20 protein-coding genes are annotated in these 23,730 nt (G+C 53.2%); 12 read left to right on the top strand and 8 right to left on the bottom strand.

The annotated features are described in order from the left end of the window. Positions 1–1,042: 1,042 nt before the first annotated feature. Positions 1,043–1,924 carry a hypothetical protein gene (locus OXI60_07730; GenBank protein ID MDE0309701.1) on the bottom strand — a complete coding sequence of 294 codons (882 nt, stop codon included), beginning with the start codon at positions 1,922–1,924 and terminating at the stop codon, positions 1,043–1,045. A 544-nt stretch (positions 1,925–2,468) separates the two neighbouring features. On the opposite strand from OXI60_07730, the gene OXI60_07725 reads away from it, so the two are divergent. Beyond that, positions 2,469–2,939 carry a VOC family protein gene (locus OXI60_07725; GenBank protein MDE0309700.1) on the top strand — a complete coding sequence of 157 codons (471 nt, stop codon included), beginning with the start codon at positions 2,469–2,471 and terminating at the stop codon, positions 2,937–2,939. Positions 2,940–3,034: 95 nt separating this feature from the next. Here OXI60_07725 and OXI60_07720 read toward each other — a convergent pair whose 3' ends face one another. Together OXI60_07720 and OXI60_07715 are read right to left on the bottom strand one after the other, a co-directional pair. Then, a complete protein-coding gene (locus OXI60_07720; protein ID MDE0309699.1) occupies positions 3,035–4,135 on the bottom strand; it encodes a proline racemase family protein in 1,101 nt (366 codons plus the stop codon). A 17-nt stretch (positions 4,136–4,152) separates the two neighbouring features. Continuing rightward, complete coding sequence (locus tag OXI60_07715; GenBank protein MDE0309698.1) at positions 4,153–4,383, bottom strand: hypothetical protein; 231 nt, start codon at positions 4,381–4,383, stop codon at positions 4,153–4,155. A 461-nt stretch (positions 4,384–4,844) separates the two neighbouring features. On the opposite strand from OXI60_07715, the gene OXI60_07710 reads away from it, so the two are divergent. The 3 genes from OXI60_07710 (at position 4,845) to OXI60_07700 (ending at position 7,773) form a co-directional block, all read left to right on the top strand. Then, positions 4,845–6,065 (top strand): MFS transporter, encoded by a 1,221-nt coding sequence (locus OXI60_07710; protein MDE0309697.1) that lies wholly within the window; start codon positions 4,845–4,847, stop codon positions 6,063–6,065. Between the two features lie 43 nt (positions 6,066–6,108). After that, positions 6,109–7,419, top strand: coding sequence for a 3-hydroxyacyl-CoA dehydrogenase NAD-binding domain-containing protein (locus OXI60_07705; protein ID MDE0309696.1), 1,311 nt, complete (start codon positions 6,109–6,111; stop codon positions 7,417–7,419). An 81-nt stretch (positions 7,420–7,500) separates the two neighbouring features. After that, the gene (locus OXI60_07700; protein ID MDE0309695.1) at positions 7,501–7,773 is read left to right on the top strand and encodes a hypothetical protein; all 273 of its coding nucleotides are present in this window, start codon (positions 7,501–7,503) and stop codon (positions 7,771–7,773) included. A 474-nt stretch (positions 7,774–8,247) separates the two neighbouring features. Here the strand turns inward: OXI60_07700 and coq7 are convergent, their stop codons facing one another. Then, entirely contained in the window at positions 8,248–8,886 is a 639-nt protein-coding gene (coq7, locus tag OXI60_07695; GenBank protein MDE0309694.1) for a 2-polyprenyl-3-methyl-6-methoxy-1,4-benzoquinone monooxygenase, read from the bottom strand. 91 nt (positions 8,887–8,977) lie between these two features. Here coq7 and OXI60_07690 point away from each other — a divergent pair, with 91 nt between their 5' ends. The 5 genes from OXI60_07690 to OXI60_07670 are packed head-to-tail and all read left to right on the top strand — an operon-like array spanning position 8,978 to position 14,457. Beyond that, on the top strand, positions 8,978–10,456 hold the full coding sequence (locus tag OXI60_07690; protein ID MDE0309693.1) for an FAD-binding protein: 1,479 nt from the start codon (positions 8,978–8,980) through the stop codon (positions 10,454–10,456). Continuing rightward, entirely contained in the window at positions 10,434–11,525 is a 1,092-nt protein-coding gene (glcE, locus tag OXI60_07685) for a glycolate oxidase subunit GlcE (protein ID MDE0309692.1), read from the top strand. Before OXI60_07690 ends, glcE begins: the two co-directional genes overlap by 23 nt. A 36-nt stretch (positions 11,526–11,561) precedes the next feature. Beyond that, positions 11,562–12,773, top strand: coding sequence for a glycolate oxidase subunit GlcF (gene glcF / locus OXI60_07680; protein ID MDE0309691.1), 1,212 nt, complete (start codon positions 11,562–11,564; stop codon positions 12,771–12,773). Further along, positions 12,770–13,558 (top strand): VOC family protein, encoded by a 789-nt coding sequence (locus tag OXI60_07675; GenBank protein MDE0309690.1) that lies wholly within the window; start codon positions 12,770–12,772, stop codon positions 13,556–13,558. Before glcF ends, OXI60_07675 begins: the two co-directional genes overlap by 4 nt. 26 nt (positions 13,559–13,584) lie before the next feature. After that, positions 13,585–14,457 (top strand): endonuclease/exonuclease/phosphatase family protein, encoded by an 873-nt coding sequence (locus OXI60_07670; GenBank protein MDE0309689.1) that lies wholly within the window; start codon positions 13,585–13,587, stop codon positions 14,455–14,457. 35 nt (positions 14,458–14,492) lie between these two features. On the opposite strand, the gene OXI60_07665 is transcribed toward OXI60_07670, so the two are convergent. Next, entirely contained in the window at positions 14,493–17,648 is a 3,156-nt protein-coding gene (locus tag OXI60_07665; GenBank protein MDE0309688.1) for an efflux RND transporter permease subunit, read from the bottom strand. A gap of 21 nt (positions 17,649–17,669) precedes the next feature. After that, complete coding sequence (locus OXI60_07660; GenBank protein MDE0309687.1) at positions 17,670–18,980, bottom strand: biotin/lipoyl-binding protein; 1,311 nt, start codon at positions 18,978–18,980, stop codon at positions 17,670–17,672. Positions 18,981–19,167: 187 nt separating this feature from the next. Between OXI60_07660 and OXI60_07655 the strand changes: the two genes are divergently transcribed. Beyond that, positions 19,168–20,454 (top strand): glycosyltransferase, encoded by a 1,287-nt coding sequence (locus tag OXI60_07655; protein ID MDE0309686.1) that lies wholly within the window; start codon positions 19,168–19,170, stop codon positions 20,452–20,454. Between the two features lie 22 nt (positions 20,455–20,476). On the opposite strand, the gene OXI60_07650 is transcribed toward OXI60_07655, so the two are convergent. Further along, a complete protein-coding gene (locus OXI60_07650) occupies positions 20,477–20,800 on the bottom strand; it encodes a non-heme iron oxygenase ferredoxin subunit (GenBank protein MDE0309685.1) in 324 nt (107 codons plus the stop codon). Positions 20,801–20,981: 181 nt separating this feature from the next. Between OXI60_07650 and OXI60_07645 the strand changes: the two genes are divergently transcribed. Both OXI60_07645 and gmk read left to right on the top strand, forming a co-directional pair. Then, complete coding sequence (locus tag OXI60_07645) at positions 20,982–21,836, top strand: YicC family protein (GenBank protein ID MDE0309684.1); 855 nt, start codon at positions 20,982–20,984, stop codon at positions 21,834–21,836. A gap of 5 nt (positions 21,837–21,841) precedes the next feature. After that, entirely contained in the window at positions 21,842–22,459 is a 618-nt protein-coding gene (gene gmk / locus OXI60_07640) for a guanylate kinase (protein ID MDE0309683.1), read from the top strand. 28 nt (positions 22,460–22,487) lie between these two features. On the opposite strand, the gene OXI60_07635 is transcribed toward gmk, so the two are convergent. Further along, positions 22,488–23,702: an FAD-binding oxidoreductase gene (locus OXI60_07635; protein MDE0309682.1), complete on the bottom strand. Its 1,215-nt coding sequence runs from the start codon at positions 23,700–23,702 to the stop codon at positions 22,488–22,490. Between the last annotated feature and the right edge of the window lie 28 nt (positions 23,703–23,730).

Here is a 23,730-nt window from a genome sequence, read left to right as displayed (position 1 = left end):
ATACCGGCAGGGCTTTTCTTGTTTTTGACTTGTCTAAAGAGATTTCAGGGTTGCAAGAAAACTTGCGAGAATAATTCAGTGATTACTATAATCTGTGCTACAACCCTCGTCGTGTTGCCGGCGAGCCGCAGGGTCTCGAGAAGCAATTCTTTAGACCCTTTGCTTTTGCAGATTGGAACATGCGCACTGCAATCGATATTGATGGATTCAATTTGTACTACGGGGCGATCAGGTATACGAGGTATAAGTGGTTGGACCCGAAACTGCTCTGTGAGAATATCCTCCAACCCCATCCCAACGTTGTTTCAGTTGTTTTCTGTACAGCTCGGGTGAAATCGACGCCTGAGAACCCCGCCGCTCCCGAACGACAATCAACTTATATCAAGGCTTTGAAAGCCTATATTCCGGAGTTAACTGTAGTTTGTGACAAATAAACAAAGATTTCGTCCGACTATGGGAGGAGCATTCCGCACCGTGTTGTGAGTTGGATTTCGCATAGGTTAGTCGCGACTGTTTTACTTTTCCGAAACGCAGGTCAAGAAATTTTGGGAGATTGTGTTCTGAAATTTATTGTGACGGCACTCGGTATAGCATTCGCAAACGCTCACACTTTTTCTCGGATTAGCGGGTCAAGGCAGTTGTCTGAAGAGTCGCCGTCTGTTGATCGAAAGAGCGATCAATTTGGAGTTTTAGCGATGGTATGGTCGTGCAAGCAGTTTTTGAACCTGTATTCCTATTTTTTGCTGCTACCTACAGTCCAAAAACGATTTCGGTTGGCTTAGGTTTTAGGTTCCACGATGGATCAAGAATACATTCAATCTAATAACGCTGGTATGACGCAGCATTAGGTGGATTTTTGTCAGTTTGGTCTTCTTGTAGCGGCTGTCTCCCCTCATAAGGAAGAGCCAACCCATATTTTGTCCCCTTGCGAATTGTTACCTGGGAATCTACAAGTTTTCTTGCATTTTCCTCGAAAATCTCTTTTACGTCTGGGTTCTTTTGGAGGAGCTCGTCAATTGATAGTTTATTCATTTCATTCTCTTTACAGTAACTGTTCATAAGTCTTACGAGTGTGCACAATAGCTCTATGTGATCTTTTGTGCATATAGTCGTTCAATAACTTGTGGTATGACTTTATGGAATCGTTAAGTTCGTCAAATTCTCCAAAATCGTCAATCTTTAAATTCAAATCCTTTCTAAGACGCTCCATGTTAATGCCGATTCCATGGGAATTCCATCGTCTAGCATCATTTAGTTTTGTAGCGATTTCACGTGCGCGCTCCTTTTTCATTGACAGAGTGACCTTTTTTCCCTTTTTGGCTGTAATTTTCCAAGTCTTGAACTTATACTTAACCAGCCATTCTTCTAATAGCGACAGGGAGAGATCGCGGGCCTGTTCGTAGGAATACAATTCTCCTTGATCAAAATTCAAAAGAATAGAAAGTTCAGCTGCTCCTGCATTTCCAGCGTTTGCCTTTCTTAAAAGCTCTTCATATTTGATCAAGTAACCCATCGCGGGGATTAGTTTGTTCCCATCTTGGCTCTCCACCTGTGGATCAATGGGGCCAAGCACAGAATAGTAGTCCATGTGGATTGCGTCACCAGACATAGCCAAAATTGTTCCAGCGGACATTGCATGGCTTGGAATCAAAAAATCCACTACTTTATAGTGATTTCTTATCGTGTCAGAGATACGCCTTGCTACTTCTGCGAATCCTCCTTGAGTTTCCAGAATGATCAATAGCTTTCTACCGCGTCTTTTCGAGCGATTCCTAAGCGTTTCCACAGCCTCTCGAATTGCATCGTCAGCCCCAAACGCAATTGGACCAGAATATGACAAATAGTCACCAGATGTGGCGCGTTCAATGTTTTTAATCAAATCATTGAGCTGCGTTTCAACAAGATCGTTAGCACCTTTAACCATAACTCACCTCGTTACTCCAGTTTCGGAATCTCTTGGGTGTGTTCATGCTCAAGGTACGGCACTCAAACCGCAAAAAGGTTGAAGGATCACGAAATATTCGTTAAATTCAACTGATCTGCCAACCAGAATTCGCGCTTACATTGTTTATTTACTGGAACCATCGCCACCCTCCAGTCAACCAAGTAAGTAAGCATATTCCAAAAAAATCTCATATGAAAATGTAAATCCCCCCAAAAATCGCGTTAGAAAAATTTTGGCGCCATGATCGGTGGATGCAATTTATAAATTTAATACAGTACATCAGTAAGTGTGGTGGTATTGCTGTACGGATACCGACCGACATCGCTGAACACTGTGAGATGATCGAAGGTGTACTATTTTTGGTTGCCCACGGTTGTGATTTTTGATTCTGACCACACTTATGGCATTTGTCAGCATGTTCGATTAAATCACATCTGACAATATAATGCGACGTCGAATTGACTGATGTTCGGTCAGTCATGCAGATTTCCCACTAACCCGACATTCAGGAGAATAGGCAAAAATGAAGCGGTTTCATATTCATATTGGCGTTGACGATCTAGAACGAAGCATCAGCTTCTACAGCCAACTGTTCGGTGAGAAGCCAACCAAGGTTCACCATGACTATGCCAAGTGGCTTCTTGATGACCCAAGAGTGAATTTCGCCATCTCAACGCGGGTGGACCGATCGGGTGTGGATCACCTCGGCATCCAGGTCGACGAAGAAGTCGAGCTGGACGATTTGCGCAAGAATCTGAAACAGGCGAATGTGACTTTGTTTGACGAAGGCGAAGTTGTCTGCTGTTATTCCCATTCCGCAAAGTCATGGTTGAAAGACCCTGCTGGAATAGCTTGGGAAGCGTATCATTCCATGGGGGATGCGAACGTATATTCACGCAAGATTGATGCAGGACAGGAACAATGCTGCGCTGAAGGCACACACAGCAAAACGTACGAACCCGATCTGAAAGCGACTGCAGACTGTTGTTCCTGACCGGAAAGGATCGACCGAATTCAGGGTTTCAGGCCAACAGGACAGTCAGCATCCAAGCCGGCACAACCGGCGTTAGCCTGTCATCCGCTCCAGAATCAGTGAGCCTGCGGCTCATCGATAGCGCCGCCCCATATATCGCCAACGGTAAACCCGTTCGGGAATGGGTCGTCGGGGTCCACTACGTATTCAGCGATTGAAGTGATCCAGGCCTGCCCGCGGATGGTCGGAACCACTGCAGTCAGGTCGCCAATTCGAGTTTCGCGAATCAGTCGACCGGTGAAGATTGTTCCCAGAATTCCCTCATGGTGATAATCCTGGTTTAACCCCAGCTCACCTTTTGCATACAGTGCGGCCATGCGGGCACAGGTTCCGGTCCCGCATGGCGAGCGGTCCACAATGCCAGTCCATGTTGTCGGCCGTTGCCAATCGAGTTGACCGGATGAGACAACCACAGCATTTTTCGCAGTCGCATCGACTGCTGTGGGAGTGCCTGTCATCACACAGATTGTGACTCCGGACACATCAGGGTTTTCCGGGTGTACACACGGCAACTGTTCCCGTGCTGCGGCCTTGATCATCTCTCCGGCACGGGTAATTTCACCGGCCCGGTCTGGAAGCAACGCGATCTGCAGCCGTTCAGCGTCCGCTATGACATAGAACATACCGCCCCAGGCGACGTCAACCGTGACCTTGCCAAGTTCCGGTACATCAATGGTCTGGTCCAGATGAACGGCAAATGCCGGTACATTTTCGAAAGTGATGCCTTTGGCCTTTCCATCGACCACCTCAGCAGTGACCTCGACCAATCCGGCAGGTGCCTCCAATGTCAGTATGGTCTCAGGTTCCGTGACCTCAACCATACCTGTCTCGATGAGTGCGGTGGCTACACAGATTATGTTCGAGCCCGACATCAACGGATACTCGACCTGTTCCAGAATTACGAATCCTGCGTCCGCTTGCGGGTTCTGTGACGGAAATACGATGTTGCAGTTGGCCGCAGGATAGCCTCGAGGTTCACGCAGCATCCGCTTGCGCAAGTCGTCACCATTCCGTTCAAGGTGGCACATCTTCTCGTACATCGTCTTGCCGGGCACATCCGGGAGACCTCCGACAATGACCCGGCCGGGCTCGCCACAGGCATGCAGGTCCACGGCGTGGATGACATTGGAAAACTTGGGAATTCTGTAATCGAACATGACAAGATCAAGCAGTGTTATTTTCTAGACAGCACGGCGTACCAACCGATTTTCAGTACGTTGCGATTGAGACCTGACTTCGCATGCAGAACCTCGGCCTGGCAATCGCCTCTGACATCCCCGATTCGCTGCCTGTGATCGGTTTTTGCCTGCTTGCAATCATCCGCCGAAACCGCCTGTGCCTTACCCGACCTGAGACACTGCCGCCAGTTATCAGGTTGGCGTGTCCTTGCCAGGCGTGTCGGCATACAGGCTTTTGCTCAGCAATCGGGCATCGGCGAAAGTCTCGGAACCAAGCCAAAAGCGAACTTTTCAGCGACGCATTAATTCAATTATAACTGCCTGTTATAACGGAATTTATACTGTTTCGACCTTCTGCTTTCAGACCAACTCATCCGTCCAATGTGGCAGGGTAAGCCGATGATGACTGCGCCTGCTGATATGGATTCGACGCATGCCGTCGGTGTTTCCTGGCCCGTATTGGCGTTTCTGGAATGAATGGATGCCGGCGAACTGACTGAAGGTCTTCGGTCGCAATCATCGGGGACGCCAGCTGCGCAACACCCACCACATATTCTGACGGGCTTTGTATCGTTGAATATAATCCGCATATCTTCCAGATTGGCGACATTCTGTCACATGCGTGAGACAACGCGACAGACAGTCGCGACCTCAGATTAACAACAATTCAGCTAAGGACAACCTGCAAATGTCGACTGAGTCGCTTCGACCCGGATTCAACTGGTTTCATCCGATCATCATTGTCACCTGCGGCTGCCTGGTGATTTTTCTCGGGTTCGGTACACGCTCCACCATGGGAGTGTTTCTGGTACCGATTACCGAACAGTATGAATGGGGACGAAGCATTTTTGCGTTTGCCGCCGCAATCCAGAACATCTTCTGGGGCTTTTCGCAACCGCTGTTCGGAGCCATAGCGGATCGGTATGGCTCAGGGCGGGTCATATTGCTTGGCGGCATTTGCTACATCATCGGTCTTTTGCTGATGATGGTCGCCTCATCGCCGCTTGGCTTCTATATTGCAAATGGCATCCTGATTGGACTGGGGCTTTCTGGAACGAGTTTTGCAGTCATTCTTGCGGTCATTGCCAGGGCCGTACCGGAACACAAACGTTCAATGGCACTGGGAATCGGGTCTGCAGCCGGCTCCCTCGGACAATTCGTGCTGGTGCCGGTCGCAAACTCGCTCGTTCTTCAACTCGGGTGGTCGAGTACCATTCTTGTATTGGCATGCCTGATGGCAATTGTCATTCCATTTGCGTTGATGCTGAAAGGAAAGCAGACGGTATCGGGTCCGGAGCAGAGCCTGACAGAAGCACTGTCTGAAGCGGCCAAGCACTCGGGATATGTTTATCTGACTGCCGGTTTCTTTGTCTGCGGATTTCAGGTGACATTCATTGGCGTCCATCTGCCGGCCTATCTGACGGATATCGGCCTGTCGAGCAGTGTGGGTGCGTGGGCGCTTTCGCTCGTCGGCCTGTTCAATCTTGTGGGAACGTTGCTCGCCGGATATATGGGAAACAGGTACCTGAAGAAAAACATCCTGAGTATCATCTATTTTGGTCGGGCGGTTGCAATCGCAATTTTCGTGCTGATGCCGCCTTCGGTCGCCAGTGCCTTGATTTTTGCCAGTGCCATGGGAATTCTCTGGCTTGCGACGATTCCGCTGACTTCAGGCATTGTAGGTCAGATTTTCGGTCCCCGATATCTGGGCACCTTGTTCGGTTTTGTTTTTCTGAGCCATCAGCTTGGAAGTTTTCTCGGTGTCTGGATGGGCGGGTTGCTCTTTGACACCACCCAGTCCTACGAGGTCGTCTGGTGGGTTTGCGCAGCACTCGGTATCATGGCCGCGGTACTGCACCTTCCGATCAATGAGGATCCGATCAGAAGAGCTGTTCCGGCGGCTCATTGATTTGCATGAGTTACAACAATTTCTAGATTTTTTGAGGTGAATAGTGAGTAAACGTAGTATTCAGACAGTAGCGGTGTTGGGCGCGGGTACAATGGGTGCCGGAATCGCTGCCGCTTGTGCACAGGCGGGTTGTGAAACTGTGCTGTTGGACGTGTCCGATGAGCTGGCACAGCGCGGCAAGGACAATATGCTGGCCGGCCGTGCGCCTATGCTGGACGATCCCGGTAGTGCCGACCTGATCACGGTCGGTAGTTTTGAAAACTCCCTTGATCTTGCATCAAATGCCGATTGGATATGCGAGGCGATCGTGGAGGACCTTGAGACGAAGCGCGGTATGTTCTCCAAATTGGAAGCGGTACGAAAACCGGGTTCGATCGTCACCACCAACACGTCCGGCATTCCACTTCGATCGATAAGCGACGGCATGCCCGAGCAATTCAGAAAGGATGTTGCTGTCACACATTTTTTCAATCCTGTCAAAGTCATGAGACTGCTGGAAGTCGTGCCCGGTGAGGAGACAGACCCCGAAGTCATCACCAGCCTGGCAACCTTCGCCAGGGACCGACTGGGCAAGGGCGTCGTCTACGCAAAGGATACCGTGAACTTTATCGGCAACCGGATCGGTTGTTTCTGGATGCTGGCAGGTCTTCACAAGGGCGGCGATGCTCAGAATAAGGGAATTTCGATTGAAAGGATTGATGCCCTGATGAGTGCTGGTTTTAAGACCCCATCCACCGGCCTTTATGGATTGATTGATCTTGTGGGATTGGATGTGATGGATCTGGTCGCCGACAATCTCGACAGAAACTTGTCGTCTGAGGACGCAGGCAGATCCTATCTGATGTTGCCTGCTGTCGAGCAAGCCATGCTGGATTCCGGACAGCTCGGGCGAAAGACCGGTGGCGGATTTTATCGAATGCTCAAAAATGAGGACGGCAGTCGCACCAAACAGATGTTCCAACCTGCTTCAGGCAGTTGGGTTGATGCGATAGGCTCCTCGTGCGATCAGGATGCTCGCACTTTGGCTTTTGAAATGTCCGACGAAGGGAATTTCGTCTGGAGCCTTATGTCCAAGACGCTGTGTTATGCCGCTGATCTGGTTACGGAGATTTCCGATGATATCGTGAATATTGATCGGGCGATGCGCTGGGGATTCAATTGGAAGAAGGGTCCATTCGAGCTGCTGGATGAACTTGGACCGAAAGATGTAGCGGATAGATTGCGCTCTGAACGCCGGCCGGTTCCCAGGATGCTGGCGCATCTGGAGTCCAGCGGCCAAGATCGATTCTACAGTGAATCAGGTGCGAGTTTTCTGGGAGCGGATGGTGCAATGCACGATATGCCTGCCGAGTGATTAAAGGATTTTGTTGGGATTCGATGAGTTGCTTATGTCAATATGATGAATGGGCCGGCTTGTGAAAAAGCGCAAGCTGACTTGCCGTTTAGGAATTTCAGAAAGTCCGTCCCGTTAGACGTCAATGACGACAAAATTCCATCTCTCGAGCGCCTGACAGCACTTTTTAACCTTGGCTCAATCAACGCATTTGGATTCGGCTTGGAGTTAAACAAGTCAATCGCTGCGTTCGAAGACGACGGTTGCGCAGGCACATCTGGTAATTTGGAGATCAAAAGTCGCAATGCTGCCGAGGTGTTTGCGGCCAGCCATACAAGCCAGGAAAGTTTTGAGCGATGGATTCGATTCCTATAGTATTTGATTTGGATGGACGATTCGGGATCGTTGGGCGTGGTACACAAATGTTCTGACAGGTATATCCCAAGTGGATGAAATCCAACTTCAGGAAAATTGTTTAGTGGGCGGAGAATCGGCAGATTATGCACGGAGGTCGGAATATCCATCAGTCGATTCGTCAACAATTGTCAATTGAATATCCCCAACGTGTACCGGTTGGCCATAGTCCAATCTGAGAGTGGTCAGATGTTGGAACAGTATGGCCAAGATGAGTGATTCTGCTGATGTCTGCGCCAAGAGCCGGGTCTTGAAAAAATCGAGTTTCCTGGCTGTATTATCTGGACTATGGAATCGGCCAACGCGGCGATATCCGAGATGCTTGATGTAAACTGCATGCATTACGCGGTTCAACCGGATATTTCTTTATTCCTCCAACCGCCGCCAAGAATCGGAAGTTATCGTGTTGCCCGCCGGTTGAATTTTCCAGTTGGGTCAGACCAAGTAACTGGTACCGGTCATCACCCGTGACATCAGTCGCATCATCCCTTTCGCGGGTTCTGACAGTTGCAGGTCACCGACTTGTTCGGCAGTCTTTGCGTGTTCAAGCTCATCCTCGGTCATCTGCCTGATGACGCTGTGACTTTTTCGATCAGCAGCCGGCAGTTTCTGAAGATGCCGGTTGAGATGGTCTGCAACCTGGTATTCGGTTTCTGCCAGGAACGCGGCGCTGGCCCGGTCTCCCAGCACGCCGGCCATCGCACCGATTGCGTATGATCCAACATAGAACAGCGGATTGAGACGGCTGGTTCGACCGTCCAGCGACCTGATTCGGTCCTCGCACCACGCGAGATGATCGTTCTCCTCTTCGGCCGCTTTGCGAAATGTTTCGCGCAGTGCCGGATTTCGGGCCGTCAGTGACTGCCCTTGATACAGTGCCTGCGCACATACCTCACCGGTATGATTCACCCGCATCAGACGTCGGGCTTCATCCTGCTCCCAGGTCTCAAGACCTTGATTTTCAACGTCCGTCGCAGGGGAGGGGCGGGCAGCGCTCGGCGGCGCGAACAGGGTACGAAGCATGTTGTCCGCATGACCGATCAGGTGGTCTGACAGGGAATATCGTCTTTGCATCGAAACGTTCTCGAAATCCAGTTTGGAATATGATAATGCAGGTTGCGTCTATAATACCGATCCATAGGCATCGTGCGGTTTTGAGCGGAAAGTGAACTTACAGGCTTACGAAAAATCACGAAACCCCGAGCTTGCTGGAATACTTCGCGCAATCGTCGGTACCGACGCTGTCATCACCGACGAGGAAGCCTTGCGGCCGTTTGAATGCGATGGCCTGACAGCTTACCGCGAACTGCCTCTCATGGTGGTACTTCCGTCCACTGTTGACGAGGTGCAGCAGGTCATGAATCAATGCGCCTTGCATTCAACCCCGGTAGTCACCCGTGGAGCAGGGACCGGACTTTCGGGTGGGGCATTGCCGATTTCAGATGGTGTCCTGTTGAGTCTGACGCGCATGGACCAGATTCTTGAAGTCAATGAAGCCGCCCGCACCGCCCGGGTTCAGCCCGGAGTCCGCAATCTGGCGATTTCAGAAGCAGTCCGGCATTTGGGACTGTACTATGCGCCTGATCCCTCGTCACAGATTGCCTGCTCCATCGGCGGCAACGTTGCGGAAAATTCAGGCGGTGTTCACTGTCTCAAATATGGGTTGACCGTACACAATATCCTGCAGTTGAAGGTTGTCACTGTCAATGGCGAATTGATCGAGGTCGGCAGTGAGGCGCTTGATTCCCCCGGGTACGATCTGCTCGCCTTGATGACCGGTTCTGAGGGCATGCTGGGAGTCGTTGTTGAGGTTGTGGTGAAGCTGCTTCCGATTCCGCCGGTCGCTCAGGTTGTCATGGCCGCGTTCGATGAGGTGGATCAGGCGGGTAACGCAGTCGCAGCAATCATTGGCGGCGGCATCCTGCCGGCCGGACTTGAAATGATGGACAGTTATGCAATCACCGCCGTTGAGGATTTTGTCCATGCCGGGTATCCGGTCGACGCAGCCGCCATCTTGCTGTGCGAGCTGGACGGTACGCAAGAAGAGGTTGACGCCCAGATCTCCAAGGTTGAGCGGATTATGGCCGAACATGGAGCGACCGACACGCAAGTCGCCGCCGACGAGGAGACGCGACAGCGATTCTGGTCAGGCCGCAAGGCGGCTTTTCCGGCAGTCGGCCGAATCTCACCGGACTACTACTGTATTGACGGTACGATTCCCCGACGCGAGTTGGGCACCGTCCTCACCGCAATCAGCGAGCTGTCCGAACAATTCGGTTTGCGTGTCGCCAATGTGTTTCACGCCGGTGATGGCAATCTGCATCCTCTGATCCTATACGATGCCAGCCAGGAAGGTGAGTTGGAAAAGACCGAGGAGCTCGGTAACCGAATTCTCGAACTGTGTGTCAAGGTCGGCGGTACGATAACCGGTGAGCACGGCGTCGGGGTCGAGAAACTGCGCCCGATGTGCTTGCAGTTCGAAGATCCGGTCCTTGAACAGTTCCACGCGGTCAAGGCAGCCTGGGACCCTGAAAACCTCCTCAACCCCGGAAAGGCGGTACCGACGCTGGCGCGATGTGCCGAGTTCGGTGCCATGCATGTCCATCACGGAAATCTGCCATTTGACAATCTGGAGCGATTCTGAATTGCCGGACAATGACGATATCAACCCTCTGGTTGAGCAGGTCCGCACCTCATATCGGAATTCCGAACCTCTCCGAATTTGCGGTTCTAAGAGCAAGTCTTTCCTCGGGCATCCCATCGTCGGATCCCTGCTGGATGTCAGTCGCCACACCGGAATCATGTCCTATGAACCTTCTGAACTGGTACTGACTGCCAGAGCCGGAACAACACTTCGGCAAATCACTGACACCCTGGCCGCGTCGGGCCAGATACTTGGATTCGAACCGCCGTGGTTTGGAGATAAAGCGACACTGGGCGGAACAGTTGCCTGCGGGCTGTCCGGGCCGCGTCGACCGTTTTCCGGCTCCGCCCGGGATTTTGTACTGGGCGTCAAGTGTATTACAGGCAAAGGAGAACTGATGTCGTTCGGCGGTCAAGTGATCAAGAATGTTGCCGGTTACGATGTCTCAAGACTGATGGTCGGCGCGATGGGAAGTCTCGGTGTCCTGACCGAAGTCTCGCTCAGGGTGCTGCCCCGTCACGAACTCGAGACGACGCTGATACTTGAGCTTGACGAACAGCGTGCGCTGGACAAGATGATTGATCTGGCGCGATTGCCGATTCCAATTTCCGCCTTGAGCTATTCCTCGGGGTTGATGCGGGTTCGACTTTCGGGCACCGAAAATGGAATTGCTTCGGCAACCGCTGAGATCGGTGGGCAGGACGATGCGCAAGGGCAGGAATATTGGTTGCAGCTCAAAGAGCAAAGGCTGAGGTTCTTCAGTCGAAATCAGATGCTTTGGCGAGTATCGGTTCCAGCAACCGCGCCGGCTATGAATTTGGGTGAGGATTGCCTGATTGACTGGGGCGGAGCCTTGCGATGGGTCTATACCGACATGACCGCAGACGAGATGTTCGAACTCGCAAGACAGATGAGAGGTCACGCGACAGTATACTGCGCCGAGTCCCACTACCAGGGCGAGAGATTCAGCCGATTGTCAGGTGCAGTCGCCGAACTCCATTCCCGATTGAAGTCGTCATTTGATCCGCACCGGATCCTGAATCCAGGCATCATGTATCGGGATGTCTGACGCGATTGTCACAATTGACTGCCTGACTGATAAGCAATGAAAACTGATCTGGCTGATTTCATCCGCAATACCGACCAAGGTCAGGTTGCCGAGTCGATCTTGCGGAAATGTGTCCATTGTGGGTTCTGCACCGCAACCTGTCCGACCTATCAGTTGCTCGGCAATGAGCTTGATGGGCCGCGGGGGCGAATCTATCTGATCAAGCAGATGGTTGAGGGTGCGCAGCCTACTGCCCGCACCCAGTTGCACCTGGATCGATGCCTGACATGCCGTTCGTGCGAGACGACCTGTCCATCCGGCGTCCGCTACAGCAAACTGCTGGAAATCGGCCGCGACATTGTAGAGCAGAAGGTGGGCAGAAGCCCTTTCCAGCGCGCAGTCCATATGGGATTGCAATTTGTCGTTCCGAATACATTCCTGACGTCCGTCGCACTCATGTCGGCTCGTCTTGTCGCTTTCGCGCTGCCTGAGAAACTGAAGCGAAAGATACCTCCCAAACAGAAAGTGGAGGCCTGGCCCGAACGCAATCATGTCCGAACGATGATCATTCATCAAGGATGCATCCAGCGGGTTGCCCGACCGGGCATCAATGCCGCCGCCGCACGATATCTTGATCGTCAGTCAATTTCAGCAGTGCGAACTTCAGACAGCTGTTGCGGTGCGCTGGGACTGCATCTCGGCAACCGTGATTTCCTGATCCGGCATGCGCGCAGGAATATCGACGCCTGGTGGCCGCAGATAAAGGCGGGCGCGGAGGCGATCGTGTCGACCGCAAGCGGTTGCGGGGTCACGATCAAGGAATATGGCGAGTTGCTTGCGGACGACCGCGAGTATGCGCACAAGGCCGAGAAAATTTCTTCGCTGACGATCGATATTTCCGAAGTCGAGACCAATGCGTCACCAGCCAAACTCGACAGTCAGGTCAGCAACGTTGCCTTCCACTCCCCCTGTACCCTGCAGCACGGTCAGAAAGTCACTCATTCAGTGGAGCAAATCCTTGCTAATCATGGTTTGACGCTCGAAACTGTGGAAAATTCCCATTTATGTTGCGGTTCAGCAGGTGTGTATTCGCTATTGCAGCCGGAAATCGCCGAAAAGCTGCTGGAAGACAAGATCGCGGCCCTCGAGCGCGGAAATCCTCAGATCATCGTCACGGGAAATATAGGCTGCCTGATGCATCTGAGTTCCCGTTCCAGTGTCCCGGTAAAGCACTGGGTTGAGATTGTCGCTCCGGCATCGGATACGTGACCGCGCACTTCGACACCATCAGATGGGCCGATGTGTCGGTTCGGGACTGGACCCGGGCGAAGGCATTTTATGCGGCAATGTTTGACTGGGAATTTGCGGATCAGCATTTCGAGGGACGGACAGTGTACAGTCTGGCACGACTGGATGGGCCTGCCGGACCGCATGCAAGCGTCGCGGTGGCAGGACTCGGTCCTGCGATGGACCCTGATGCGGACGACGGGCCGAAAAGCTGGCGCTCGTATATCAACGTTTCGGATCTGGCATCGACACTCGATAAAGTCGACTCTGCACGGGGGCAGGTGATCATGCCACCGATGGACGTGATGGATGCGGGGGTCATGGCCGTCTGCAAGGATTCGAACGGGGCTGTCTTCAGTCTGTGGCAACCGGTCCATCATACCGGTCACGATCGCGGAAACATACCCGGGATGATCTGCTGGTTTGAGCTGACCTCATCCGATCCACAGGACTCGCTGGAGTTTTATGGTTCGGTTTTTGGCTGGAACGCTGACAAGAGACGTTCGTCGACCGATGAATACTCCTGGATTTTCACCTCCGGCGCAAAGGCGGTTGCGAGCATGCACTCCAGACTGAATGAAACGTCCGGGAAGGCGCTTTGGCTGCCGTTCGTCCGGGTTGCCAGCCTCTCTCGGACTGAACGGATATGCAGGGAACTCGGCGGGTCTGTCCTGTTCGGTCCCCAACTGGAAGCGGGTATTGGAGTTTATGCGGTGGTGACGGATAATGAGCGCAATATGTTCGGAATCTCACAATTCAATGCGTGACATCACGGTTTCACCTTGAAATCGCCATGATCAAGTTTACGACCTACAATATTCAGTATGGCCGCGGCCTGGACGGCCGAATCGATCTCGGGCGAATCGCTGATACAGTCAGCGACTCGGATGTCATCGCCTTGCAGGAGGTGGAAAGATATTTTCCGCGCTCAGGTGATATCGACCAGGTCGCGGAATTGGCCGGGAAACTGGGTGGTTATCACTGGGTATACGGTGCCGGGGTGGACATCGATGCGGATGATATGAGCGACGACGGGACAGTCAGACACCGTCGCCGTCAGTTCGGCAACATGCTGCTCTCCAGACAACCGATCATCACGTCCAGAAATCATCTGCTGCCCAAATACGCGTCGACCGGACCTCTCAGTATCCAAAGAAGCGCCCTGGAGGGTGTTATCTCGTTCGGTGCTCGAAAGATTCGCGTGTATTCCGTGCATCTCACACATATCAGTGCCTGCACCCGTATGCGTCAGCTGCACGAACTGCTCCGAATCGATCGGGAAGCGGTTGTTGAGGGCGGGCCGATTGCAGGCGATGCATCTGTGACGGATTTCGATCAGGAAGTCAATCTTGCGGATATGCCGGCCGAGTCGATCTTGATGGGCGATTTCAATTTCACACCGGACTCTGAAGAATATACCGCGGTCGCTGGTCCCGTATCAGATTACGGTGGCCGAATTGTCAATCCAACGGGACTGATCGATGCCTGGACCCATTGCGGGAACAGCGAGATGGCGGGGGTCACCGCCGAACGACGGGGGGAAGGCGTTCGTATGGATTTCTGTTTTGTCAGCTATTCACTGAGCGACCGTATCGAGTCGTGCAGAATTGATTCCGACGCCGTCGGTTCGGACCACAAGCCATTTTCAGTAACGTTCGATTTGTGAGAACTCTTGTCGCAGCAAAGCGCCGCCGCACGGTCTCATGCTGATTCGCTGACTTCCTCGGCACCCTCAAGTCCAGGTTCCGACCGCCGCAGTCGGTCCAGTATCCTTTCGATCACAGCAAGCAGTGACGGGATGAAAAACAGCACCAGCACGGTTGAGAATGCGAGTCCGAATACCAGCGTTGCGGCCATCGGAATGAGGAACTGTGCCTGAGTTGACTTCTCGAACAGAAGCGGCGTCAGTCCTACGATGGTGGTCAGGCTGGATAGGACGATCGGTCGCAGCCGCTGACATCCGGCGTCCAGCATGGCTTGCTCGAGATTCTTTCCGGCGTCGTACCGGTTCTGTTTGTAAAAGACGATCAGGACGATCGCATTGTTCACCACGATTCCCGAGAGCCCGATGATGCCCAGCATTGTCAGGATCGTGAAATCCAGTCCAAGGAAAAGATGTCCCCATAGTGCGCCGACAATGCCGAATGGAATGGTCAGCATGACTACGACAGGCCAGATATAGGAACCGAATACCAGTGCCAAGGTCAGGTAGATCAGGGCCATCGCAAGGATAAACCCATTTCTCATTGATTCCTCAGTGCGCTCCTGATCCTCCTGTCGGGAGCCGACCGACCACTTCACCCCATGTTTGGCGATGATTGCCGGGCGCACCTCCTCGTCGAGAAAAGTTGACACATCTGTAATATTGGCAATTCGGGGGTCTACGCTGGCATTGACTTCAATCGCAAATTCGCCGTCGGCGTGCCGCAACGTATCGAACCCCCTGCTACTTTCTATCTCAACGACATCAAGCAACGCGATGGACTCCCCGGACGGAAGTATGACATGAATATTCTCAAATTCGCTGAGTTGGTGTTTTTCACTGTCAGGGAGCATAAGCCTGACATCAATCTCCTGATTCCGGGTTGTGAATGACTGCAGAGTCAACCCCTCGATTGATGCCCGCAACTGTTGACTGACATCAGCGACTGACAGGCCAAGCGCCTCGCCCAGAGGTGTCAGCGACAGTATCTGCTGCTGTCTGCCGTAGCTTGTATCGTCCTCGATTGCATACACCCCCGGTATCTCTCGCAGATACTCACTCAGTTCGAGGGCTGCACTCTTGACAACAGTCTTATCTGAACCGCTGAACCGGACCTCGACATCCCGCCCGGGCGGACCGCCGAGAGGTGTCACCACCACCAATTTCTCAAGTCCGGGGACGTGCTTGAGCTTGCTCTCCCATCGACGGACAAATTCCGTCGTGCGCACATCCCGATCGTCCGAATGAACCAGGTCGACCATGATGTTTCCGTTGTTGGACCCCCTGATCAGGGAGTCGCTGCTGACATTGAAATTGGCACCGTGAAAAATCAATGACGAAACGATGAGGTTGCCTCCCAAATCCGACTCGGTTTCAAGCAGCGCGTCATAGGCGTACTCCATGTACTCGTCGACAGTCTTTTCCGGAGTGCCAGCTGAAAAGCTTACATTCGCGAACAGCAGGTTCAATTCCGGAGTGGGGAAGAAACTGTAGCTCAGGCGCCCGGATGTAAACAGGCCCACGGTGAGGATCAGAAGCGAAATGCCGGTTGCAATCACTGTAATCGGATGTCTGATCGAGAGCTTGAGTGCTGAGCGATACCAGCGATCCCGGACCACACTCAGTATCCGATCCATGACGGTTGACTTGGCACGGGCGATGTTGTATTGCATTTTTTGGAACGATCCCCGCAGGTGGCCCGGAAGGATCAGAAAGGCCTCGATCAGCGATGTCAGGACGACGCAGACAACTACGAGCGCGATAAATCCCAGAAAAGTCCCGATCACGCCGGTGGCCAGGATGACAGGTAAAAATGCCAGTATCGTCGTCAAAGATGCAGCCAGAACCGGAATCAGCAGACGGCGTGCCGCGCCGTAGGCCGCTTTGAGTGGATGGGGCTTCTCCTCGAACTGACTCAGGGCTTCCTCACCGACAACAATGGCATCGTCTACAAGAATGCCGATGGTCATGATAAAGCCAAACATCGTAATCATGTTCAGTGTTCCGCCGAGGGCAAGAAGGAGGGCCAGTGCGCCAGACAGCGCTATGGGAATGCCCACAGCAACCCAGAACGCCAGTCTCGCGTTGAGAAACAGATAAAGAACAACCAGTACCAGCAAAAGGCCGATCAACCCGTTATTGACCAGCGTGTCGAGCCGTCCCTGAAGCGAGATCGACTGATCAGTGTATATGGAAAGCTCCACATCGGCTGGAAGGACGGACTCGGCCTCAGCTTTCCAATCCTTCAATATCTTGGCGCTTTTCAGGGTATCACCGGATCCCAATCGCTTGATGCGCAACTCAACCGCCGGTCGGTTTTTGAACGAGGCCTGCAATTGATCCGGTTTGGGCCGCTGCTCGATCGTTGCGATGTCGGAGAGCATGATCAGGCGTCCGTCTGAATCCGCAGCGATGGGCACCTGCTCAAACTCGATGTAATCGCGCCGCTGGTCCAAAACCCGAATTTGTCGGGCGGCGTCATCCCGACCGGAAATTCCGATCGATTCATCCTTGGATTGCGACTGAATGATGCGCCCGATCTGATTGAGCGACAGTCCCAGATCGCGAAGCGACTCACCGGGAATCTGAATGGCGATCTCCTCTTGCGGCAATCCCAGAATCTCAATCCTCTCAATTCCTCTTCTCAACAGCTCGTCCCGGAACTCATTGGCGAGAGTTCTCAGCTGTTCGAGAGAAGGGGCGGAGACAATCAGTCTTGCGACATCTTCATAGATTCTCAAGGCGACAATTTCCGGCCGCTCGGCGTTTTCCGGCAGCAGCCTGACCAGCGGGTCGACAATGCGCGACACATCATCTTTGGCCGTGTCAATGTCAGCATTCTCCCCGTACTCGAGTACCACAACAGAACTTCCCAAACTCGAGTAGGACGTCATCTGCTTGAGTTCATCAAGATTCTTGAGGTCAAGTTCCAGACGATTCGTAATCGACCGCTCGACATCTTCGGCAGCCGCACCCGGCCAATTGGTGGTGACGGTTATGAAGTTGACCTGGATCTCCGGGAGGAACTGAATGTTCAACCTCGATATCGAGAACGCCCCGACCGCCAGTATGACGACCATGAACACATTCACGGCAACCGGATGCGCCGCAATCAGTTCAAGAAAGTGTCTTTGCTGGCTGGGTTGGTACGCCATTGGACAACAGACGGTCGGGCATTACCCACCGTCGTAGGGTTTGACCTTGAGCCCATCAATTGCGTTCGTCAGCTGGGTCGTCACCAGTACGTCGCCATCCGTGAGTCCGTCGCTTGTCGCGACCACCAGGGAGGTTCCGTTACGGAAGACCTGACCGTGGCGCTTGATGGTCACTGATTTCAGCGCGCCCGCTTCGATCTTGTATACCCTGTCCAGTCCGAAAACAGCCCGATAGGGAATTGCGAAAGCGTCCGCTACCGGCGACAGGGTCAGTACAAGTTGAATGGATCGGGACAGTTCCGGTTGCAGTGGATTTGTGACCAGGCCGAAATATGCGTCGACCCCGCCGCGACCCCGATCAACTATTGATCCCAGACGGTCGAATGTAAGTTTCAGCACGTGATCGTCCAGTTCCGCCGCGGCTTGAGGGTGGTAACCGTCAGCTACGGAATTTCGAATCTCGCTGACGTAGCGATTCGGGATCATCGAGAGCACTTCCAGATTATTGTGATCATACATGGACAGCAATTGGGTGCCATTTCTGACTTGGTTTCCGACTCCGACAAGAACCTCTGTAACACGACCGGTATAGGGTGCGGAGATGACCGTATCCTCAATATCGAGCCGAGTCTTGTCGAGTGACGCCTGGATGCGTTCGACGTCGGCTTCGATTACAGCCACACGGCTGTCATATTCCCGAATCGCCGCCTCCCTGGCAGTGACCGCAAGGTGAGCCTGTTGTTCCGCACGTTCGAACGAATCAAAATCGGCCTGGGCGATCAGATTGCGGCTCTTGAGCGTTCGTGCACGTTCGAGAGATTCATTCGCCAGTTGCAGAAGTCTTTTCTCGTGTTCCAGAATCTCCTGGTCAGTGACAAGTCGCTGCGACTCTCTGGCAATGGATGCCTGGACCCTGCGCAATTCCGCTTCAGCCTGCCGCAACTGGGTTTCCAGATTCCTTGAATCCAATCGAATCAGCACGTCTCCGGCTTCAACCGACTGACCGGATTTGACATTGACCTGGATGATCTCCCCGTCCACAATTGCGCTCAGGGTGGAGAATGTCGGGGTTACCACACGCCCATAGAGCCTGACTGATGGATTGATCGTCTGCTTCTCGATCGCCTGGGTGTCGACGAGCCATGCGCGTTCCTCCTGTACCTCGGGCTGCTCTTGGACTTCCTCGACTTTCAGCAGGCCAAATCCCACTACGCCGGCAGCAATGATTACGACTGGAATGAGAAACTTAACGAATCTTTTCAGAAACTGGGGCAATGTTGACGGCTGACCGGCTTGAAAATACAGATGATGAAAGGCTAAGGCCTTGTACATTATAGAATTGGACGCTTGGGGCGAAGTGTGAAGTTGCGAGGTCGCCATCCGGCCAGCCCGCCCCCGGCCCGTTCATGCCGTTTTCCTGTTGTCGATCACTATCAGATACTGCGCTCACCTCGATATACCGATTACAATAGTCGCGGTGAATTCGAACGGCATGACAGGAACTTAGGAGGATCAGCCCATGGAAACCCGCAAAACAATCGCTTTTTTTCCAGAAGAGGCATTCGGACCGGCGCTGAATTCTGTCGGGATCGCCCAAGCGTGCAGGGATTTGGGACATCGTTGTGTGTTTCTCACCGACCCGGGATTTGCGGAGGTTTATGAAGGATACGGTTTCGAATGCAGAATCGTAAACCTTTCCGAGCCGATGTCCGCGGAACAGATGGCCAAGTACTGGTCGACATTCATTGATGGGCACATTCCGAACTTCAACCTCACTCCACATGAACAGATAGACAATTATGTCAAGGAGTGCTGGGAGGCCATTGTCGACACCGCCAAATGGGCCGAAAAGGATTTGCCCGGGGTACTGGGTGAATTGAATCCGGATCTGATCTGTATCGACAATGTAGTTCTGTTTCCCGCCGCGAAACGCTTCGGTGTCCCATGGATTCGCATCATTTCCTGCAGTGAGAATGAAATCACAGATCCCTGGATTCCGCCCCATCTGTCAGGTTGCGGCGAGTCAGACCGGGCCTGCTTCGACGCTTATAACAGCCGCTTCAATGAGGTGATCAAGCCGATACACGACGACTTCAATGACTTTATCGGATCCTGTGGTGAGACGCCCTATCCACTCGGCGAGTTTTTTGAGGCATCGCCCTACATGAATCTGCTGCTGTACCCGGAACCTCTGCAGTATCGAAGGAAAAACAGTCTGGACCCGGCAAGATTTCAATATCTTGAGGGTTGTGTGCGGTCAGAAGAGGCCTACACCATTCCTGACTTCGGAGATCAGAATGAATGTCCCCTGATCTATTTGAGTTTCGGGAGTCTGGGCTCCGGTGACACCGATCTTCTCAATCGTATGATCGAGGTGTTGGGTCAGCACGAATTCAGGGTGCTGGTCAATGTCGGTGATTATTCGGACGCGTACCGCGAGCTGCCCGGCAATGTCCACATTGCCTCATGGTATCCTCAACCGTCGGTTATCTCCCAGGTGGACGCGGTCATACATCACGGTGGCAACAATAGTTTCAACGAATGTCTCTACTTCGGCAAACCCGCCCTGATCATGCCGTATGTATGGGACGGGCATGACAATGCCACCCGGGTTCAGGAAACCGGTCACGGTCTCAAGATGCACCGGGCCAATTGGACCGATGGTGAATTCGTCTCAGCCTTGCGCACCCTGATTACAGATGAGGACATGCGCACTCGGCTGGTCGCGACCAGTGCGCATATGCAAGCGGCAGACGGCAGACGCAAGGCCGCAGGACTGATCGATCAGCTGCTTGGCTCGTCGTGAATTCGCACAATGAATCTGTGCGTCAAACCTGGACGTAAACCTTGCCTTCGGAAACAACCACCGGATACGTCTGCAAGTCCTCTTCCGCGGGATCTTCGACTACCGCGCCGGTCCTGACTTCGAATTCAGCGAGATGAAGCGGGCACACAATGCGGTCATCTTCGATATACCCATCTGAAAGGCAGGCATATTCATGTGTGCAGATATTGTTGATCGCAAAGATGTTGTCGTCCATCAAAACAAGGGCGATTTCCTCACCTGCGATATCAACCGGATAAGGTTCCCTGTCTTCGAGGTCGGAAATTTCTGCAGCGTAGTGGCAGTTTTCAAGATTGGTATCGTTCATGATTCCTATAGTGTTCGCGGCAAATGAATGAAAGCGATGATGCTTTCAGGAGTAATGAAAAAATTTCACAGGAATTATAGAAAACAGTTGGATTATATTTTTGGATTTGATTGCGTGGTCACGACGAACCATGCATGAGCTGATGGGTTGTACATAGGTTGAAAGTGAGATGATATCCAGCATGACCGGATTCGCGACGCGAATCGTCGAGACACAATGGGGGGTTGTTCAGTGGCAGGCGCGATCGCTCAATCATCGCGGCTTGGACCTGTCAGTTCGAGTGCCGGAAAGGTTCGCACCGCTGGAAGCGGAATGCCGAAAGTTGCTCTCAACCGGTTTCAGCCGCGGCAGAATTGACATCACGTTGAGATTCGATGACTCAGCTGCCCAGTCTGATCTGCAGGAAGTGGACCCCAAAGCGTTGGACAACGTACTCAGGCATGTGCATTCAGTTCAGGAACTCGCTCCGGATTCTTCGCCCATGTCGGCTCGCGATCTCCTCAGTTGGCCGGGTGTGCTCAAATCGGCCACACAGGAGAACACCCGACTCGACGAGACTGTCATGGCAGCCTTCGAAGAGTTGCTGACTGAACTCAAGGGCGATCGTCTGCGGGAGGGCGGTCAGATTCGGATGCTGCTTAACGGGAAGATCGGTGAACTCTCCCGATACCAGGATCAGATGGTTGAGATGGTCGAGGCGGCCGTGCAGGCGGAGCGTGAGCGATTGGAGAGTCGGTTGCAGGCGCTTGAATTCGATGTTGACCCGGAGCGGGTGGCTCAGGAAATCGCCATCGCCTTGATGAAAGGTGATGTCAGTGAGGAAGTCGAGCGCTTTCGCTTGCATGCGGTTGAGCTGGAGCGCGTGTTGCTCCAAGAGGAGGTCGCCGGCAAGAGATTGGGGTTTATTCTCCAGGAACTTAGCCGGGAGGCCAATACCATCTCTGCGAAGTGCGCATATCAACCGCTTGGTGCGTTGATGATTGACATGAAAGTTGTACTGGAGCAAATCCGTGAAGAGATTCAGAACATCGTGTAGCTGCAATGCCGGCAACTGAATCCGCGCTCATCGTCATCTCGGCGGCGTCGGGAGCCGGCAAGTCCAGCCTCGCCCGAGCCCTGGTCGAAAATACCGACCGGGTCGTCCTTTCGGTGTCCCACACCACCCGAACAATCGGCGACAATGAAGTCGACGGACGCGAATATCATTTTGTGACCGAACAGGAGTTCAGACGCATGATCGAGGCCGGTGAGTTCCTGGAGTACGCACAGGTATACGACAACTACTACGGCACCGCCCGCCAGACGGTCATGCGGGAACTCGAATCAGGAAAAAATGTAGTTCTAGAGATCGACTGGCAGGGAGCAAGGCAGGTCGAGGCCAGGTTTGCGAACATCATCAAGGTATTTGTCCTGCCGCCTTCCATTGAGGTCTTGAGACAGCGCCTGATCGGTCGTGGACGGGACTCGGACAATACCATCGAGAGGCGACTGACCGCCGCTATGGATGACATGCAACACTGCGTTGACTACGATTATCTGGTTGTAAACGATGATTTTGATCTGGCTCTGTCGGAGATTCGCAATGTGCTGCCCGGAGGGTCCGGGGTGATACGCCCGGTCCCCGAAAGCCTGAAGGAGAAGTTCAGCATTCCCGCCTGACGGGTGCCCTGTTTCGGGTCGCTTCGGATCAGATGATGTTGTGCTCCGGGTACCCTGTGTTGCTGAGCACTCTCTCATAACCCAGATTGGTCAGGTCAATTGAGACATACCGACCGCGGATTATCAGTTCTGAAACAGCCCGACCGACTGCCGGTGCCTGCTGAACGCCGTGCCCGCTGAATCCGGTCGCAACGAAATAGTTTGGGATTTCAGGATGTCTGCCGATGATTCCGTTCTGGTCGAGCGTGTTGTAGTCATAATGTCCGGCCCAGGCCCTGTCGAGTCGGATCGCCTCAAACCGGGGAATACGATGGGCCAGTGCCGGCCACAGAATCTCGTCAAAAATCTCGTAGTCCACCACCAGGGAATCACTGTCCGGATCCGGGTCCGTTTTCGCTGGTGTCCATCCGCAAAGATAACTGTCACCATCCGGTCGTACATAGAATCCCGCCGGATCTGCCACAAGCGGCAGATTGTCGATCGGCGCGGCAGCCTTGAAGGAAAAGACGCATCTTTTCCTGGGGGCGACAGGCAGGGGAATGCCTGACAGGCGGGCAAAAAGGCCGGATCGGGCACCGGCGGCATTGACGATCAGATCACAGGCGACTTCGGTACCGGACGCCAGTTCCACCGCGATGACGAGATTGTCCTTGTGCCGCACCGCGACGGCCTCCTCTTCGATATAGCATACCCCGAGTGAACGAGACTTGTTCTTGAACGCCATCAGCATGCTGTAGGGGTCAAACCAGCCTTCACTGCCGCGCCCCTGACAACCGGCGGCAATTCCATCTGTGTTGAGCCACGGAAACCTGCGCGAGACTTCTTGCGCATTCATGAAGTCCACCGACGCGTTGCAGCTGAGCTGAATGTCGTGCGCGGACCGAAGCTGTCCGATCCCATCCTCGGTGGCCAAGATGAGGTATGACGATTCAGTCAGGTTGATTTCCGGACTTGTACCGTGCACCTGCAATTCGGTTCCGGCGTTTTTGAGAAATTCGAAACCGTATTGCGAGATTTTTATGTTCTCCGGTGTGGAAAACTGCTGGCGGATCGAGCCCACTGAGCGTGCGGTGGCTCCATCGCTGTAGGTCGGGTCTTTCTCGATGACCGCAACTGAACCGTCGAAATCGGAATCCGAGGAGATAAAGTAAGCGATCGCACTGCCGATAATTCCACCGCCGACAATCACGACGTCGAAGCTCAAGCCATGTCGGGTGCAATTCATTGCAGGGTCGGTCCGCACCAACGTTTCAAAGTCGAAAACATTAACC

It is taken from the genome of Acidiferrobacterales bacterium (assembly GCA_028820695.1).
Lineage (GTDB): Bacteria > Pseudomonadota > Gammaproteobacteria > Arenicellales > JAJDZL01 > JAJDZL01.
This window is presented reverse-complemented; position numbering and strand designations above follow the sequence as displayed.

Coding starts and splice junctions, on each gene's coding strand:
- OXI60_07730 (MDE0309701.1), bottom strand. CDS start 1,924: ATGGTTAAAGGTGCTAACGATCTTGTTGAAACGCAGCTCAATGATTTG.
- OXI60_07725 (MDE0309700.1), top strand. CDS start 2,469: ATGAAGCGGTTTCATATTCATATTGGCGTTGACGATCTAGAACGAAGC.
- OXI60_07720 (MDE0309699.1), bottom strand. CDS start 4,135: ATGTTCGATTACAGAATTCCCAAGTTTTCCAATGTCATCCACGCCGTG.
- OXI60_07715 (MDE0309698.1), bottom strand. CDS start 4,383: ATGCCGACACGCCTGGCAAGGACACGCCAACCTGATAACTGGCGGCAG.
- OXI60_07710 (MDE0309697.1), top strand. CDS start 4,845: ATGTCGACTGAGTCGCTTCGACCCGGATTCAACTGGTTTCATCCGATC.
- coq7 (MDE0309694.1), bottom strand. CDS start 8,886: ATGCAAAGACGATATTCCCTGTCAGACCACCTGATCGGTCATGCGGAC.
- glcF (MDE0309691.1), top strand. CDS start 11,562: ATGAAAACTGATCTGGCTGATTTCATCCGCAATACCGACCAAGGTCAG.
- OXI60_07670 (MDE0309689.1), top strand. CDS start 13,585: ATGATCAAGTTTACGACCTACAATATTCAGTATGGCCGCGGCCTGGAC.
- OXI60_07665 (MDE0309688.1), bottom strand. CDS start 17,648: ATGGCGTACCAACCCAGCCAGCAAAGACACTTTCTTGAACTGATTGCG.
- OXI60_07660 (MDE0309687.1), bottom strand. CDS start 18,980: ATGTACAAGGCCTTAGCCTTTCATCATCTGTATTTTCAAGCCGGTCAG.
- OXI60_07655 (MDE0309686.1), top strand. CDS start 19,168: ATGGAAACCCGCAAAACAATCGCTTTTTTTCCAGAAGAGGCATTCGGA.
- OXI60_07650 (MDE0309685.1), bottom strand. CDS start 20,800: ATGAACGATACCAATCTTGAAAACTGCCACTACGCTGCAGAAATTTCC.
- OXI60_07645 (MDE0309684.1), top strand. CDS start 20,982: ATGACCGGATTCGCGACGCGAATCGTCGAGACACAATGGGGGGTTGTT.
- gmk (MDE0309683.1), top strand. CDS start 21,842: ATGCCGGCAACTGAATCCGCGCTCATCGTCATCTCGGCGGCGTCGGGA.